Annotated in this window: 14 protein-coding genes and 1 pseudogene; 8 read left to right on the forward strand and 7 right to left on the reverse strand. The window is 58.8% G+C overall.

The features are described from left to right. Positions 1-15: 15 nt before the first annotated feature. Positions 16-561, reverse strand: a pseudogene (locus ACX3P1_RS17755) (NAD(P)/FAD-dependent oxidoreductase); the annotation flags it as partial. A gap of 257 nt (positions 562-818) precedes the next feature. On the opposite strand from ACX3P1_RS17755, the gene ACX3P1_RS17760 reads away from it, so the two are divergent. Beyond that, entirely contained in the window at positions 819-1112 is a 294-nt protein-coding gene (locus tag ACX3P1_RS17760; RefSeq protein WP_459080931.1) for an ArsR/SmtB family transcription factor, read from the forward strand. 74 nt (positions 1113-1186) lie between these two features. On the opposite strand, the gene ACX3P1_RS17765 is transcribed toward ACX3P1_RS17760, so the two are convergent. Both ACX3P1_RS17765 and ACX3P1_RS17770 read right to left on the reverse strand, forming a co-directional pair. Further along, positions 1187-3193: a heavy metal translocating P-type ATPase gene (locus ACX3P1_RS17765; protein ID WP_459080932.1), complete on the reverse strand. Its 2007-nt coding sequence runs from the start codon at positions 3191-3193 to the stop codon at positions 1187-1189. 74 nt (positions 3194-3267) lie between these two features. Next, positions 3268-3585 (reverse strand): hypothetical protein, encoded by a 318-nt coding sequence (locus ACX3P1_RS17770; RefSeq protein WP_459080933.1) that lies wholly within the window; start codon positions 3583-3585, stop codon positions 3268-3270. A gap of 903 nt (positions 3586-4488) precedes the next feature. Between ACX3P1_RS17770 and ACX3P1_RS17775 the strand changes: the two genes are divergently transcribed. From ACX3P1_RS17775 to ACX3P1_RS17800, 6 genes are all read left to right on the forward strand, one after another. Further along, the gene (locus tag ACX3P1_RS17775) at positions 4489-5997 is read left to right on the forward strand and encodes a two-component system sensor histidine kinase NtrB (RefSeq protein ID WP_459080934.1); all 1509 of its coding nucleotides are present in this window, start codon (positions 4489-4491) and stop codon (positions 5995-5997) included. Then, on the forward strand, positions 5993-6595 hold the full coding sequence (fixJ, locus tag ACX3P1_RS17780) for a response regulator FixJ (RefSeq protein WP_459080949.1): 603 nt from the start codon (positions 5993-5995) through the stop codon (positions 6593-6595). The genes ACX3P1_RS17775 and fixJ overlap by 5 nt, the downstream gene beginning before the upstream one ends. 196 nt (positions 6596-6791) lie before the next feature. Next, positions 6792-7142, forward strand: coding sequence for a response regulator (locus ACX3P1_RS17785; RefSeq protein ID WP_459080935.1), 351 nt, complete (start codon positions 6792-6794; stop codon positions 7140-7142). Between the two features lie 92 nt (positions 7143-7234). Next, positions 7235-7891, forward strand: a complete 657-nt coding sequence (locus ACX3P1_RS17790) for a helix-turn-helix domain-containing protein (RefSeq protein WP_459080936.1) — start codon at positions 7235-7237, stop codon at positions 7889-7891. 55 nt (positions 7892-7946) lie between these two features. Further along, positions 7947-8783 carry a universal stress protein gene (locus tag ACX3P1_RS17795; protein WP_459080937.1) on the forward strand — a complete coding sequence of 279 codons (837 nt, stop codon included), beginning with the start codon at positions 7947-7949 and terminating at the stop codon, positions 8781-8783. Between the two features lie 82 nt (positions 8784-8865). Continuing rightward, positions 8866-9327 carry a pyridoxamine 5'-phosphate oxidase family protein gene (locus ACX3P1_RS17800; RefSeq protein WP_459080938.1) on the forward strand — a complete coding sequence of 154 codons (462 nt, stop codon included), beginning with the start codon at positions 8866-8868 and terminating at the stop codon, positions 9325-9327. A 25-nt stretch (positions 9328-9352) separates the two neighbouring features. Here the strand turns inward: ACX3P1_RS17800 and ACX3P1_RS17805 are convergent, their stop codons facing one another. From ACX3P1_RS17805 to ACX3P1_RS17815, 3 genes are all read right to left on the reverse strand, one after another. Next, positions 9353-10201, reverse strand: a complete 849-nt coding sequence (locus ACX3P1_RS17805) for an endonuclease/exonuclease/phosphatase family protein (protein ID WP_459080939.1) — start codon at positions 10199-10201, stop codon at positions 9353-9355. Between the two features lie 142 nt (positions 10202-10343). Then, complete coding sequence (locus ACX3P1_RS17810; RefSeq protein WP_459080940.1) at positions 10344-11801, reverse strand: phospholipase D-like domain-containing protein; 1458 nt, start codon at positions 11799-11801, stop codon at positions 10344-10346. A 132-nt stretch (positions 11802-11933) separates the two neighbouring features. Continuing rightward, entirely contained in the window at positions 11934-14636 is a 2703-nt protein-coding gene (locus tag ACX3P1_RS17815; RefSeq protein ID WP_459080941.1) for a bifunctional acetate--CoA ligase family protein/GNAT family N-acetyltransferase, read from the reverse strand. 54 nt (positions 14637-14690) lie between these two features. Between ACX3P1_RS17815 and ACX3P1_RS17820 the strand changes: the two genes are divergently transcribed. Further along, complete coding sequence (locus ACX3P1_RS17820; protein WP_459080942.1) at positions 14691-14978, forward strand: hypothetical protein; 288 nt, start codon at positions 14691-14693, stop codon at positions 14976-14978. A gap of 669 nt (positions 14979-15647) precedes the next feature. On the opposite strand, the gene ACX3P1_RS17825 is transcribed toward ACX3P1_RS17820, so the two are convergent. Beyond that, positions 15648-16690, reverse strand: a 1043-nt coding sequence (locus tag ACX3P1_RS17825) for a SulP family inorganic anion transporter (protein ID WP_459080943.1), incomplete at its 5' end; no start/stop codon positions are given.

Genomic DNA, 16690 nt, shown 5'->3' on the forward strand with positions numbered 1-16690 from the left:
CGAGTGGCCGGCGGGTCATTCCGTCGGCTCCAGATGGATGTCCTTGAGCTTTCTGATCCCCAGCAGGTCGAGCGTCAGGTTCTCGTAGAAGGCCTCGCTCTTGCCGGTGCGCACCTTGTGCAGAAAGTATTTCTCGAAGCCGACCTTGGCGGCTTGCAACCATTCGCCCTGCGAGGACCGGTTGATGTTGGGCGGTGGGATCTGCGGCTGCGCCACGAAAGCGATACCCTCGTCGCCGAAATCGGCCAGGCACACCGCGTTCCAGGTGGCGATGGCGCGAGGCTGCTCACCACGCAGCAGCGCTGCGATGTTTGCGGCTGTTGCGGTAACCATGGATTCGATCATAAAACCCGTTTTGGGCATACCGACCGGCACCGGTCCCTTATTGACCGGCGGGATGGCCACGCAAACCCCGATGGCAAACACGTTCGGGAAGGCCGCGTTGCGCTGATACTTGTCGATGGCGACGAAGCCTCGCGGATTGGTCAGCCCCTCGATGCCGTGGACGGCCGCAACACCGCGGAAGGCCGGCAGCATCATGGAGAAGGCAAAGGGCAGGTCGAAGGAATAGGTGCTGCCCTGGTTGACGACGGTCAGCCTGTCTTCAGGTCGCATATTCTCCTTCATTTCGAAGGGTATGATGGCACCACCAAGCCCGGCGCCGAGAACGACGATCTGTGCCATGGGCTATTCCTTCTATCCTGCATGCCCTATATCTACGTTGCACGGCCTCACCTTGATCTGGCGCAAAGCCGCATTGTTATGGGCTGCATCTAACATTCAGAGATTATAAATTCAACACTATGAATGTAAAAGAAATGACCCCAGCCGCTGAGGCTGCCAGCGACCTCATGCGCAGCCTCTCCCATCCCCAACGCCTGCTGGTGCTTTGCGCCTTGGTGGCCGAGGAAAAGTCGGTCGCCGAACTGCGCCAGGAACTCGGTATCGAACAGGTGCCGATGTCGCAGCAGCTCATGCGACTGAGGGCTGACGGCTTAGTAGAGGCGCGACGTGAAGGCACTACCGTCTTCTACCGCATCGCTCGGTCTGAGGTGCTTACCGTGGTGGAGGCTCTGCACGACGCATTCTGTAGGCCTCGATCTAAGGCCTAGATGTCCGGTAATCATCATTCCGGTTAGCGCCTTTGACCCAGCACCACTTTGATCTACGTCAAAGACGTGGCGAGTCATGCTGCGCGTTCGGGAACCTTGCGGCGGTGGTTCTGCTTCGCAGGCGGCAGCGGGTGCCCACCTTTTGGGGTCGGAGCAGCAGAGGTTGTCTTTGCCTTGTCCCGACGGATCGGGTCTGACAGAAGACGCAGCCCATTTAGCACGACTAGGACCGTGCCGCCTTCATGGCCGACGACCGCCAGCGGAAGCGGCAGATCGAAGAACAATCCGCCGGTGACGAGCACCACCATGGCGCCGATCGCGATGATGAGGTTCTGTCGGATGATGGCGGCGGAACGGTGGGCCAGGCGATGGGCGTCGGCGAGCCTTTCCATGTCCTCTGACAGGAGTGCTACGTCGGCAGCCTGAAGAGCCACATCGGAGCCAGCCGCGCCCATCGCAATGCCTACATCGGCGCGGGCGAGGGCTGCTGCGTCGTTCACACCGTCGCCGACGAAGGCTACCTTGCCGCTTTCGGCAAGCTCGCCGACACTGCGAACCTTGTCCTCGGGTAGCATTTGGGCGTGGATCTCGTCGGGTTTAAACCCAAGCTCGATCCCAACCCGCAGTGCCACCGGCCTGCGGTCCCCGGTCATCATGACGATCCGGCGTATGCCACTGCTGCGCAAGGCGGCCAAGGCTGGAGCGGAACTGGCCCTTGGCTCGTCCGCCACGCTCACGGCGCCGAGCACAGTTGCACCACGCCCAAGATAGACAACCGTGTGAGCACCGCCTGCGAGCTCTTCTAACGCGGCGTGGTCGACGCGCGCACCCATTTCCTTGGCCAGATGCAGATTTCCGGCCCATAACGGGCCAAAGGCATCAAAGCCGGTGATGCCGAGACCTGGGCGTGCGTTAACGTCCACTACTATTACCGGATCAAGCCCGCGTGCGGTACCCTCCCTGCGGATTGCCGCGGCAATATGGTGTTCGGAATGTGCCTCAAGCCCGGCAAGCAAGGACAGAAACCGGCTTTCATCTCCATCCAGCACAACAACCTGGGTTACTGCGGCTCGGCCGGTCGTTAATGTGCCCGTCTTGTCGAATGCGAAGGTGTCGACCGCAGCAAGCGCTTCGAGTGCCGTACCTCCCTTGAACAACACGCCCCCGCGCGCGGCGGCCGAGAGCGCCGACAGGATGGCGGCGGGCACCGATATGACGATCGCACAGGGGCTGGCCGCAACCAGAAGCGTTGCGGCCTTGTAGAGAGCCTGTTCCCAGTCGCGTCCCAACCAATAAAAGGCGGCGAAGGCAAGAACCGCGCCCGCCATAACCGCAACGGTGTAGCGCTGGCCGAACCAGGAACTGAACCGTTCGGAGGGAGCCTTTGCCGCCTGCGCCTCCGTCACAAGCTGGATCATGCGCGCGATTGTGCTGTCGCCGACCGTCCTGGTGACAGACACTTCCAGCACCCCGTCGAGATTGACGGTGGCCTCGAAGACCTGTTCGCCGGACTCCTTGGAGACGGGCATGGACTCGCCGGTAATGTTGGCCTCGTCGATGCCGCCACGGCCATTGACGACCATGCCGTCGGTCGGTACCCGGGCGCCAGGGCGTAACACCACCACATCGCCGACGGAAAGTTCGACGGCGGCAACCTCCTCCACCGCACCGTCCCTGCCCTTTCGCAGTGCCGTTTCCGGACGGAGTGCCATCAGCGCCTCTATGGCGCGGCGCGCCCGCCCGAGCGCCCGATGCTCGAGTGTGGTGGAAATGCTGAAGAGTGTCAGCAGGACTGCGCCCTCGAAAGGCGCGCCGACCACGGCCGCCGCGACGGCGGCAACCACCATCAGCAGATCGATGTCGAGGATATGGTCTCGCCAGAGCGCAGACAAGGCCCGCCATGCGGCTGGCAGTCCGCCGGCGAGATAGACGAGCACAAGGCCAGGCAGGTTGAGGAAGTAAAGCTCTCCGTCGAAGAGCCAAGTCCCTGCGGCGGCGAAAAACATGCCAAGGACGGTTGTCAGGGACATAGCCGACGAAAAATCGAATAGCAAAAATTGCTTCACGTCATCCCTCACCATGTCTGGTTCCCACCGTATTCTGCCGACAAATCTTTTGTTGATGGCATGAGACGTCTTGTCCAGCGCGATGCCCATCACCTGTCGATCAGAAAACTGGCTTCAAATCCGCCAGCCCTGCCCTGCAGCGGAGAAGCAAGTTCCAGCCTGCCGCCATCGCCGGCGGTGATCGCCTTCAAAATGGCCAGCCAGCCCGGCACTGACCGCCTGCCCGGCCACGTGCGAATAATTCGGAAAACCGGCCAAGCAGATCCGGAGGCGCCAAAGGTCCTCCACTGGCGAAGCGAGGCACACTGTCCACCGACAGCGCCGCGCGAGCCGCTTCCTGCTGCGAACCGTGCTTCAACACCAGATCGATATGGCTGATATTGTTCGCACTTGTCGTCATTTTGCATGTCAACACCCTCGGAATGACCACGATATCAGCCGGCTCTGCCGCATGAAGGCGGCCCCTTCGGTCGGCGCCACTCGAACGGGCGGTAGTCGTTGAACATACGATATATCTCGCGTCGAATGCTTCGAAGGAGCTCACTCTTTGACTTTCGCGGGTACAGGCGACAGTCTGACGGTGGCATCAGTCATGATTAATCCTTTGGGTGGAATGAACCTTCCGCAGATACCGCCGATGCCCCGCTCTCCCGCTTTCAGGTTTTCCATAGGTACGAGAGCCGGCGGGCAATAGATCCACCTGCCGGTTGTCGTCGCCGATCCATGGGCTCTCACTCGGCCGATCGCGCGTGGAAATGCTTCGTTCGCCTAGGTTCACCCATCGGCTCGATCCAGTAGGGATTGCAGTTAACCGCCTTCCGCAACGTCTGTCATTGACGCCGATCAAATGTACCGGCATCAGTTTCATATTGCTCCAAGCCGGAACCATTCACACGTCGGCATTTCCGATAGTGGCTTGGAAACTGGCCAAAGAGCGCTGGCAAGAGTTCCTCTCTGTTAAGCCACAGAGGAGGATATGCACAGCCGTCTAACCGCCGGTGCCGTCCGTGCCGACCTTCCCATGCCTATCGAGGATATCGACATTTGTATTGCGGCCCAACTGCTCAAATTGAGTCAGCGATGATCATAGCGAGAAATGACCCAGTGGTTCGATGATCACCGAGGCTGCGATCGACGAAAGAGCCGCTCGCCTGCGGCGCTCCGCCGGCTTTCTTTCCGATGCAGACAAATGTAGTTTTCGCGGCTGTCGACGATGCTTTTGTCAAAGACGTATCAGATACTTCGGATTCGTGTTTCGAGTTGTGTAACAGCGCGTTGACGATCTGCTTTCCAGTTTTTGAGAGAAGGCCATGCCAGCCAGAGATCTACCAGGGTTGCAACGACGCTTCCTTCAAGCCGTCCTGTCCAGGCGTTTCGAAGGATGGGCCGGCTATCTCCTGGCCGCGGCAGCGACCGCCGTTGCTTTTGCGATCCGGCTGCCTCTGCAAGAGACGCTCGGGAACGCTGCCCTTTTCATCCTTTTCGTTCCCGCTATTCTTGTTGCTGCCATCGCCGGAGGCATAGGCCCGGCGCTCTTCGCCCTGGCCCTATCGATTGTCGGAACGTTCCTGATCGCAGGCGCAGATCCGACGTTCTGGATACAGATCATCGTTTTCATAGTCGCGGGACCGGTTATCGCCTGGATGGGTGAAATGCTGCATCATGCGCGTCGGGCACTCGACAGGATCGAGAGCACGCTGCGGGCGAGCGAAGCGCATCTGCGCTCGATCCTCGACACCGTCCCCGACGCCACGGTGGTGATTAACGACAAAGGAATCATTACCTCCTTCAGCGCCGCAGCGGTTCGGCAGTTCGGCTATGCCAAGGAGAAGATCGTGGGTAGGAATGTGAACCTGCTGATGCCAGAACCCTACCATAGCGAGCATGATGACTATGTTCACCGTTATCTCTCCACCGGCGAAAAGCGGATCATCGGCATCGACCGGGTCGTGATCGGACGCAGGAAGGATGGCTCGACATTTCCTATGAAGCTCGCGGTCGGCGAAATGAGGTCCGCCGGCAAGACCTACTTCACCGGTTTCATCCGCGATCTCACCGAACGCCAGCAATCAGAGGCGCAACTACAGGAGATCCAGGCCGAACTGGCTCGTTTGGCTCGTCTGAGCGAATTGGGCGAGATGGCTTCCACGCTTGCGCATGAACTCAACCAGCCGCTGGCGGCGATCGCAAACTATTCGCAAGGCTGCGTGCGTCTGCTCAAGGACTTGGACGCCACAACGGCTGAACGGCTTAAGGACGCGCTCGATGAAACCGCGAGACAGTCGCTTCGTGCCGGCGGCATCATCCGACACCTGCGTGAATTTGTTACGCGAGGTGGGGCCGAAAAAACGTCACAGGATATCCGCAAGCTGATTGAGGAGGCCGGTGCGCTGGCGCTTGTTGGCTCCCGCGAGCAGGGCGTGCGTACAATTTTCGAGTTCGTTCCAGATACGAGACATGTCATGGTCGACAAAGTCCAGATCCAGCAGGTCTTGATCAACCTGATACGCAATGCCGTGGAAGCCATGCGCGATAGCGAACTGCGAGAACTGGTCGTTCGCACGACCCGTGAAGGCGATGACTATATCGTAACCGAAGTGGTCGATACAGGCAGCGGAGTTTCGGAAGAGATTGCCGCCCGCCTTTTTCAACCGTTCGTGACCAGCAAAGCCAACGGGATGGGAGTCGGCCTGTCGATTTCTAAACGTATCATCGAAGCCCATGGTGGCGTCATCACAGCCGGACGAAACGACAAGGGCGGGGCGACTTTCCGCTTTTCACTCCCCGTGACCACCCGAGAGGCAGCCAATGCAGATTGACGACTATACCGTGCATGTCGTCGACGACGAGGAACCGGTCCGCAAGTCGCTTGCCTTCTTGCTGACCACGATGGGGTTCACCGTCCGTCTTCACGAATCCGGGAAAAGCTTCCTCGCCCTAACGCCGACGAATGGCAGGGTCTGTCTCGTCACTGACCTGAGAATGCCCGATATGAATGGCGTAGAATTGCTGGAACGCCTACGGGAAAAAGGCGCAATGGTGCCTTCCATCGTCATTAGCGGCCACGGTGACGTGCCGATGGCCGTTGCAGCCATGAAGGCTGGGGCGGTGGATTTCATTGAAAAGCCGTTTGAGGACGATGTCCTTGTCGAGGCCATCAGGCGGGCTGCCGCCCATCTCGATGAGTTGGCCATCATCGACAATGTTACAGCCCTCAGATCCAAGCTCGCTCAGTTGTCAGACAGGGAACGCCAGGTCTTGTCCGCAGTCGTCGCAGGCTTGCCCAACAAAACAATCGCGTATGACCTCGACATCAGTCCGCGCACCGTGGAGGTTCATCGCGCCAACATCATGGCTAAGATGCAGGCAAGGAGCCTCCCCGAATTAGTGCGGATGGCAATTGCCATGAACCTTTGAAATGGGGAAATGAGGGCCGACATTTGGCCGGATTGTGTTGGTATGCAATCGCCGCAGGGTTCCTAACCTGTCGACGTTCCCAGATTATTTTTTCGACGCTCCTATTGCGCGTTGATCTTGCTCAATGTGACGAATCTGGGAACATGTAAACGCCTTCATGACCGGACGCAGAAGAAGGACCGGTTGAGGTCTTCAGGTGACAGAAACTGAAATCATACTGATCGCAGCCCCGGATAAGGGCTTCAGGCGCTCGCTCGAATTCGCGCTGGAGAGCGACGGCTTCACGGTATGTGCCCACCCTTACGCAAGCGACGCCTTGGCGTCGGCGGACGCACGGCGGGCTGCGTGCGCTGTTTTGGATGACGATGCCATCGACGATTGGGAACAGGCCAGGAAACAGCTTATCGATTTCGCCAGGCCTGTCATCCTTCTTGTTGGTCTTTTTCATGCCGCCCCCGACCTTCCTTTCGTAAAACCCGTCATGAAGCCATTTCTGGGCGAGCCCCTCATAGAGGCCGTACGTAGTGCCGTGGCAGGATTGGTGTGACGGCTACTACGTAGTTCCCCTTACGGGCATCACCGAATTTCCACGCGTTCGAATTTGGGCGATTGGTCTGTCGACGGTATCAGGAGACGGTCATGGCCCTTGTTGCACCGCATCGCAGTTCCTACTCCCCGTATAAGTCATCGCATGTCTGCGAATCCATAGGGGGTTACCCACGCAAAAGCCTTCAGGCATTGACTTTCTTTCGTCCGGGCGCCGAGATTTATGCCCCGGGTGAGAAAAGCGGAAAGCTATATCAGGTCGAAATCGGCGCGGTCCGAATCCATCGCTTGCTTACCGATGGGCGTCGCCAGATTTCGGCATTCCATTTACCCGGCGAGGCGTTCGGCCTAGAGGCCGACGTAACCCATCACTTCTTTGCGGAAGCGATTTGCGGCACGGCCGTCCGCGTCATGCGTCCCTCTTCGTATCAAGATGAGACCGCTGCCAAATTGCTACCAATGGCACTTCAGACCTTGGTGAGAGTGCAGGAGCATCTCCTCGTTCTTGGTCGGCAAAACGCCGATGAGCGTATCGCCGCCTTCATGACGGACATGTCCGAACGGCAGGGTGGCCTGACGCAGATAGAGTTGCCGATGTCCCGCCTGGACATTGCGGACTACCTTGGCCTGACAATCGAGACCGTCTCCCGCATGTTCACCAGGCTACGGCAAAAAGGTATCATCGAGTTACCCACGCTACGCAGCGCAAATATCATTAAATTGCAGACCTTGAAGGCGATGGCGTCCTGACGCCTTCGCCATCCCGCGTTGCCAGATTGAAGTGACCCGGAAAGGAAAAACTGTCTTGAACCTCCAGGCGTTCGTTCCCCTCGTCACCTATCCGGAAGCAAATGTGGACGTGCTTGGCGCTCACGTAGCCTTCGTGGCTGCCGAGATCGGTGCGGCAATCCATGCCGCCGCCATCAATGCCGACATCCCTGATACATCCAATACACTTTCCAGGCTGCTGATCAACACCCCCAAGCTGATCCGGGAAGCCCAAACAGCCAGTCGTCATCGAGGAGAGCATCTACTCACTGTTCTGAAGGAAAAGGCCGAGACGGCAGGCGTGCAACTCACGACCGCAGCCTTATCCGCACCGCTCGCTCTGTTAGGCGAGGCTGCGGCGCTGCATGCCCGCTACTACGATCTCAGTCTTGTGGGGTGGGAAGCCGGCAATCAGACGTCGAGAACGACCGCCGAGGCAGTCATTTTCGGTTCGGGGCGACCAACCCTGCTGTTGCCCGAACTATGGGATATCACATCCTTCGACCACGTCGCGATTGCCTGGGATGGGAGCCGAGTTGCCGCGCGCGCGATTGCCGACGCCCGTTTCGCCTTGAACCGCGCCGAGCGTATATCGATCCTTACGGTAGTCGATGAAAAGCCACTCAAGGAGAATAGCCCTGGCGAAAAGCTGGCTAGTCGACTGCGCGAGAGCGGTCTGAACGCCGAAGCCATCGAGATCAAGGCGCAGAGCTGCCCCATTGCAGCAACGCTGCAGCAGACGGCGATCGAAAAAGAGGCTCAGTTACTCGTCATGGGTGGCTACGGCCATTCGCGGCTGCGCGATTTCGTACTGGGCGGAGCGACGGAAGGTATCTTGTCGAACCTTCTGATACCTGCTCTCATTTCGCATTGATGCAACATAGTGGAAGTTAGCTAAGCCAGCCAGCTCTTGTAAAAAGGCCGAATCCGGAGAAGAAGTCATGATTATCAGGGAAATGACCCGCGAGGAATGCATCGAGTTGCTGGAGGTCTCACGTCTTGCCCGACTGGCTTGCTCGCGGGAAAACCAGCCATATCTCATCCCCATCCAATATGCGTATGAACAGGGCTATTTCTACAGCTTCTCGATGCAGGGGCAAAAGATCGACTGGATGCGGGAGAACCCTTCCGTTTGCCTGCAAGTGGACCATTTAGGCGGGCATCGAGAATGGCGCAGTGTGATCGTTTACGGGACCTTCGAGGAACTACCGGATCGGATCGGCTGGAAGCGCGAGCGTGATCACGCCTGGTCATTGCTGGAAAAGCACGCCAACTGGTGGGAACCCGGTGCGCTGAAGCCAGTCCTGGCGCCGATGGCTACGCCGTCCACGCATCTATTCTACCGCGTTAAGGCCACGCGCATAACCGGGCGGCAAGCGATTGAGAAATCCCTGCCAAGCCAGTCGAGTGCATTTTGAACCCTGGCCTGAACGGCTTGCCAATTCATGCTGCCTTGCATGAATCGCTTGTCTGATGGCGCTCGCCCCAACCGAAAGCGGGCAAGAGATCGACGAATGCCTTGATTGGCAGATGGTCCGAAGCGACGCGCGCCAGCGGCGTGTCGTGAACCGTGACAGGCGACAGAATATCCTCGCGGTTCGTGATGATGCGGTCGAGCGCAAGCAACGGCAACCTGGACGGAAAACTCGGGACGGCCGGCGAGATAGGGCCGAAAGCTGTATTGAGAGTACTCAGCGCCGACCGGTCATTGAAACGCCATTCGTTAAGATCGCCCATGAGCAATGTGGGCGTGTCATCATCCGCGTTCACGATCTCGGATATCATGTGGGCCTGCCGCTTGCGCGAATGGCGAAGCAAGCCGAAATGCGCCGCTATGATTCGGATTGAGGCTCCCGCGTCGAGGTCGATTTCGGCAACGATCGCGCCGCGCGGCTCCAGCCCTGGAAGTGTGACCTGATGAACGCCACGTACAACCCCGCGCCTGAAGAGCAGCACGTTCCCGTGCCAGCCATGCGACTTCGTCTTACCGGAGACAGGGACCAGTGCAAGGCCGGCTTCACGTTCAAGACGAACCAGATCCAATATCCCGCTACGGTCCCCAAAGCGCCGATCGGCCTCCTGCAATGCAATGATGTCAGCGTTGATTTCCCGGATGACCTGACCCGTACGCAGCGGGTCGAACTTGCCGTCGGTGCCAACGCATTTATGAACATTGTAAGATGCTACATGCAACGCCGACAAGTGCGGGCCATAGCTGACGGTCTTCGGTGACGCATGTTCATCGCCTCGCCGAATCCGCTCGAAGATATCCGCAGAAAGCCGCCCATTCATTCTCCGTATAGCCCTTTCCTTGCTCCCCTCGTGTTTGTGGAATCATGTCGACGGATCTTCTTGTCTGGAATAGGGTGAGACGATCCCTCACACAATCTTCACGCACGAAACATTTGATTGATGTCCCTGAATGGTGACTCTGTCAAAGATAAGGCGACCCGAGCCACAGAATGCGGTCGATCAGCCGCACAAGAAACGGACGGGCGCGCAGTCCGGCGAGCGTGACCGAAGTGGATGACTCAATGGCCGATCGGATTCGCGCATCGATCTTACCGGCAAAGTCCCGATCAAGCACAGCAAGATCGATCTCGAAATTCAATCGCAACGAGCGGGGATCGAGATTCGAAGAGCCGACGAATGCCCAGGTCGCATCGACAGAAAGTAGCTTGGAGTGGTCGAACAAGCCTTTGGCGCGCCAAACGCGGCAATAGCTTCTCAGGACCTGGTCGAACTGGGCCGTCATGGCACGATCGACAAGGACGAGGTTGTTGGCTGACGGGACGACAATATCAATATCAACCCCGCGCCGGGCGGCAGTCGTCAAGGCAACGATCAACTCACGGTCGGGCAGGAAATAGGGTGACATGATAAGGATCGACTTGCGCGCAACGGAGAAGGCTCCCATCAGCATCTTCTGGTTCGCTTCGACGCTGTCATCCGGTCCAGAGGGGATGGCCCGCACGAGCATCCCCGTCCCCGGATCGCCGGACAGCATCCCGGCTCGCCAGGCATCACCGTGCAATCGCTCTCCTGTCGTGAAATGCCAGTCTTCGGCGGCAACTGCGAAGACGTCGGCGACTACCGGTCCCGTGATGCGAAAATGTGTGTCGTGCGCGCAATCTGGACCAGCGAATTCCGAAGTGAAGCCTTTCCTGATGTTCATGCCTCCGACAAACGCCGTCGTTCCGTCGGCCACGAGAATTTTCCGGTGTGTCCTGAGATTGGCGTAGGGCAGCCGCAATCCCATGATGATACGGCCGTTGAATACGTCCGCCGAGACGCTGCCCTGGCGAAGATAAGGCACGATACTGGGAACCGAATAGCGCGCGCCCACAGCGTCGATCAGAACCCGCACCTCGACACCACGTTTCACGGCTTCGATAAGGGCGTCGGCAATGCGTAATCCGATCGGGTCGCGGTCGAAGATGTAGGTTTCTAGAATGATGCTGCGGCGGGCACCCATGATCGCCTCGACCATCGAGGCGTAGGCTTCGTCGCCGGTCTTCAGCATGTCGATGGTATTCGCGGCCGTCTGCATATGGTGTGTTATCCTGTCGCCTACGGTCTTGAGGGCAGCGAATCGGCGGCCGAACCGTTCGGCAACAAGGTCATTTGTGACGTCAAAACTCGGGTGCGCCGGAGTCTCGTGCCCGGCCATCGAGCGTTCCGCCGCGATCGAGCTGCGCCGGATCCTGTTTATGCCCGCAACCGCATAGATCAGCGCGCCGACGATCGGCGACAACATAATGACCCCCACCCATCCGATCGCCGAGCGTACTTCGTCCTTAGTCATGGCCGCGTGCACAGCGGCAACCGCCGCGACCATCACGGACACGACAGCAAGAAAATGGGGCCAATGGGTCAGAAACAGGGTCCACATGGACAGAGAAGCTACGCGTTCATTTGGCCAATGTCGTTACTCCGGTGGAACGATCCAGGTCATCGTGGGCTGCATCGCTCCGGTGTCATAGACGTTCGATGGCATACAGGCATTGTAGCTCTGTTGGCGCCATTATCGACGGGACTGCATCTTCTGGCCGAGATCGAGGGCGGCAAGCATGAGGCCGGGCTCGTCAGGATGACGGCTGAGTGTGAAACCGAATTCGCGGCACATACGTAGCATTCCGCTGTTCTCCTCCAGGACAATACCTTCGATCTGTCCGATCCTCTCGGCCTTTGCATAGTCGACCAGCAGCGTCAGGAGTTGCCAGCCGATGCCATAGCCTTGCAGATCGGTTCGGACGAGCAGTGCGTACTCGGCCTTCTCCTTGTCCGGATCGCAAGAGAGCCGCCCCACGCCAGCTAGCGCGCCACTTGCCTTTTCCAGTACGACGAAGGCGATATCGCGGTCGTAATCAAGCTGCGTGAGGCGCTTTAGCATCTGGTCGGGAAAATGCTTGCGTGGTCCAAGAAAGCGCAGCCGAATGTCCTCAGGGGCGATCTTTGCCAGGAATTCCGGATAAAGCTCGATGTCGCCCGGCTTGATCGGTCGAATGTGATAGCCGGCGTCACCGCCCACGAATTCTTTCTCCCAGCCGGCCGGATAGGGCCGAATTGCCAGCATAGGGTTCGGCCCTCGCTCTTCGACGGCCTGGAGATCGATCTCGATACGTGCATCAAGTGCGATCGTTCCGTTTGCGTCGGCGAGCAGAGGATTGATATCCACCGCGAGGATGCAGGGAAAATCCACGATCATCTGTGACAGGCTGTTGAGCGCGTGGGCAATCGCTCTGCGGTTGGCGGGCGGCCTATCGCGAAACCCCGCAAGCAGCCGGCCGATGCGCGTGCGTTCGATCAGGTCTCCTGCGAGTAGGTCGTCAAGCGGCGGCAAGGCGACTGCGGTGTCGTTCATCATTTCGACTGCGACACCGCCAGCCCCGAACAAGATGGTCGGGCCGAAGATGGGGTCGCGACTCATACCGAGGATGAGTTCCTGCGCCATTTTGCGCATCACCATCGGCTGTACGGCATAGCCTTGAATGTCGGCTTCGGGCGCTCGCTGGCGTACACGGTTTTCGATTAGCCTCGCAGCCTCTTCGGCGGCTTCCGCCGTCTCAATATCGAGAATAACACCTCCCACATCCGACTTATGCGAGATCGCCTTTGACAGCAACTTTACGACTACCTTTTCCGACGTTTCGAGCAGCTTCGCGGCAACCGCGCCGACTTCCCGGGGCGAATGCGCGACGACGACCTTCGGCACCGATATGCCATAGCTGGCCGCCACCGCCTTGGCCTCCGGCTCGGTCAGCAGGCTCCGGCCTTCCGTTGCCGCCTTGCGGAAGATGGCTAGGACGGCTTCCCGATCCCTTACAACGTCCTCGCTACTGCTTGACGGCACACGCATCAGCGCCTTTTGCGCTTTCGACCAGTCTGCGAGGTAGGAGACGGCGTGTGCCGCCTCTGCGGGCGTCTCGAAACTCGGAATGCCGGCGCTTTGCAGCACGCGTCGAGCCTCCCGTGCCGTATGCTCTCCAAGCCAACAGGTGAGCAGCGGCTTGCCCGCAACGTGTCCGGCCTCGGTCAGCCCGACCACGGCAATAGCGGCGTCCTTAGGCGAAGCCAGGCCCGTTGGGCAGTTCAGCACCATCACGACATCGACATCGGCATCCGAGGCGACAGTCTTGACGGCACGCCTATAGCGTTCGGGTGGCGCGTCACCGATGATGTCGACAGGGTTAGCGTGCGACCATGTCGATGGGAGCTGGCGGTTCAGCTGCTCGACCGTTGCGGCAGAGAGCGCCGCCAAGGAGCTCTCGCTTCCGGCAAGCTGATCCAGAGCGAGGACCCCGGCCCCGCCGCCATTGGTGACGATGCCGACATTGGTGCGATCCAGTGGTCGGAACCGCGCTGTAATCTCGGCCGCATCGAACAACTCTGCCAGTCCGTCGACACGCAGGATGCCAGCCCGCGAGAGTGCAGCATCAACGACCCGGTCGGCGCCCGACAGCGCTCCGGTATGGGTCGCGGCAGCCTTGGCGGCGGCCTCGTTCCGACCTGCCTTCACGGCGATGACAGGCTTGAGCCGGGCGGCCGCGCGGGCGGCAGACATGAACTTGCGGGGGTTGGTGATGGTCTCGAGATACATGACGATTACGCGCGTCTGTGCATCGCCCGCCAGCAAATCAAGCCAGTCGCCGACATCGACATCAGCCATATCGCCAAGGGAAACGATGTGGGAAAAACCAACAGCGTTTTCGGCCGCCCAGTCGATAAGTGAGGTGGCGATCGCACCTGACTGTGACAACAGAGCGATATTGCCAGGGTTCGCCGCCATATGCGCGAAGCTGGCATTCAGTTTCGCAGGCGGAATCGCTAGTCCAATCGTATTGGGCCCGATGATGCGGAACAGATGCGGCTTCGCCGCATCAAGCATCGCCTGCCGCAAGCCGTTCTCACGCGTCAGCCCGGCAGTGATGACGACGGCCGCACGACAACCTTTTTCCCCAAGCGCCGCTATGATGTCCGGCACCGTTTCCGCCGGCGTCATGATGACAGCAAGATCCGGAACGCCGGGAAGCTCTTCTACCCGGCTATAGCATTGATATCCGGCGACCCGCCCGTACTTCGGATTAACCGGCCAGATGTCGCCTTCGAAGCCATCGGTGATGATGTTCTTCATGACAATGCGGCCGACGGATCCCTCGCGTTCGGAAGCGCCGAAGATGGCAAGAGATTTTGGGCGGACGACATACTCCAGATTGCGTATGGTCACGACAGCTCTCTCCAATCAAACGCATCTTTGGCCGATCCGTGGCCTCTGTCTTTGATGTTAATCAAGGTGCTATCGGCATATGCAGGGTCAGGAAGGAGGGGCCACAATAGTCGATGCAAGGGATTTGACGCCGAAACACAGCCAGAGCTCACCCGCCGCGCCAGCAATATCAAGTCAAAGATCCGCTCCCGTGTCGAGTATGTCTTCGCCGAGCAGAAGAGCCGCATAGGCATGTTCATCCGCACCATCGGCATCGATCGCGCCACGACCGAGATCGGTATGGCCAATATCCTCTACAACACAAAGCGCCTCATCTACCTGGACCGCATCGCAGCCGTATGAACGGTTGCCGTAAGGGCTGACGACGGCGCGGCGCAAGCCCAGCAATCGCCGCCGGATAACCTGTTTGCACGCCAAAAGGGTCGGTTAAGCCTCAGAAAGAACGTTGATCGAAGCGTCCAGTTTTATCGCAAAGTCATGGACCTGTTGCCAATCGAACCAAGGTCAAGCTTCGGTGCGGGTTCACGAGTGGAAAAGATCTTTATCGAAATAATTTCGGCCTATAGAAACAAGCTCGAAACGCCCACGGCCAAGACGGCCAATATCGTGGAGACCATCGTAACACCCAACATATAATAAAGTATGGTCCATGCGATCGCGACAACAGCAGCAGATATCGCCGATCTAATAATCATATTATAAATGCCACGTTTAGACCCACTCATGGAATTTATCCCTCATGTAGAATGAAATTATTGATACCGACCATGCAAAATATCCGTTCAATTTGTGCGATTCTTGCGATCTAGCCGAGGAACACCTCGCTCCTCTCCTTCGGGTTAGAACAACTCAAGATCGTTCAACGAGCAGATGTCACTTGAGGAGGGACTTCTCGTCCCAACCTCGGCCTTTGATTATCATCGGATGTTCGCGTTGCCGCCGGGCAAAGGACGTCACTCTTACATGGTAGTCTACGGCGGCAGCGTTGGTATGGATTGTTACGGATGCCTCCTATGTCGATTCCGAAGCCGCTACTGGCCGGGCACGCTTACCCTCGCCACGCGCCAGCCGAACCGCGTCTGCGAGTGTCTTCCTGAAGTGGACCCGCGGCGGCTTCACACCGTGAATCAGAAGAACTCGACGAACCGGTCGCGTTGTGCCGGCAATGTAGACCGCTGCTCCATGGCGGTGAGCCTTGCGGACGAAACCCTCGATCGTCGCAGCACCTGTCGAATCGAGAAAAGGCACCGCGGAAAAGTCGACGATATAGGCTTTCGGGTGCTCGCCGATCCGATCCAGGGCCGCCCCGACTGCAGCCGCAGCACCAAAGAAGAACGCCCCGGATATCCGAAAGATCACGATGTCGGGATCCGTTGCCAGATCGACGTCATACGGTCTTCGACCATTGCCGTTGGTGCTATCGGCTACATCATCCTGCGCGATAGGCCGTACGTTCTCAACTTCGATGGACTGGGCCATGCGATGCAGGAACAGCAGCACGCCAAGCGCAAAACCGACGAGGATACCTTCTGTGAGATCGCGGAATATGACGAGCAGGAAAGTTGCCAGCAAGACGACCGCATCGCCTCGCGACGCCCGGATCAGCGTTGCGAATTCATGCTTTTCGGCCATGTTCCAGGCGACGATGACCAGCACCCCTGCCAGCGCCGACAGCGGAATATAGGAAGCCAGCGGCGCGGCAATGAGCATGAACGACAGGAGAAAGACCGAATGGAGCATTCCCGCAACCGGACCATGAGCGCCAGCGCGAACATTGGTGGCCGTGCGGGCGATGTTGCCCGTCACGCAGATGCCGCCGAACAATGGCGAGGCTATATTGGCGACACCTTGAGCCACCAGTTCACAGTTGGAGCGATGTCGTCGGCCGGTCATTGAATCGGCCACGACCGCCGATAAAAGGCTTTCGATGCAGCCCAGCAGCGCGAAGGACAGGGCGTTCGGAAGCACGTCGATAACCTTCGCGTAAGACATCACCGGCAAATGGGGCATCGGAATTGACTGGGGGATGCCGCCGAACCGCGTTCCGATCGTCT

The sequence above is a fragment of the Mesorhizobium sp. A623 genome, assembly GCF_054489405.1.

Coding starts and splice junctions, on each gene's coding strand:
- ACX3P1_RS17800 (WP_459080938.1), top strand. CDS start 8,866: ATGACCCGCGAGGAATGCATCGAGTTGCTGGAGGTCTCACGTCTTGCC.
- ACX3P1_RS17765 (WP_459080932.1), bottom strand. CDS start 3,193: ATGGTGAGGGATGACGTGAAGCAATTTTTGCTATTCGATTTTTCGTCG.
- ACX3P1_RS17775 (WP_459080934.1), top strand. CDS start 4,489: ATGCCAGCCAGAGATCTACCAGGGTTGCAACGACGCTTCCTTCAAGCC.
- ACX3P1_RS17770 (WP_459080933.1), bottom strand. CDS start 3,585: ATGCAAAATGACGACAAGTGCGAACAATATCAGCCATATCGATCTGGT.
- ACX3P1_RS17760 (WP_459080931.1), top strand. CDS start 819: ATGACCCCAGCCGCTGAGGCTGCCAGCGACCTCATGCGCAGCCTCTCC.
- ACX3P1_RS17820 (WP_459080942.1), top strand. CDS start 14,691: ATGTTAATCAAGGTGCTATCGGCATATGCAGGGTCAGGAAGGAGGGGC.
- ACX3P1_RS17810 (WP_459080940.1), bottom strand. CDS start 11,801: ATGTGGACCCTGTTTCTGACCCATTGGCCCCATTTTCTTGCTGTCGTG.
- ACX3P1_RS17790 (WP_459080936.1), top strand. CDS start 7,235: ATGGCCCTTGTTGCACCGCATCGCAGTTCCTACTCCCCGTATAAGTCA.
- ACX3P1_RS17805 (WP_459080939.1), bottom strand. CDS start 10,201: ATGAATGGGCGGCTTTCTGCGGATATCTTCGAGCGGATTCGGCGAGGC.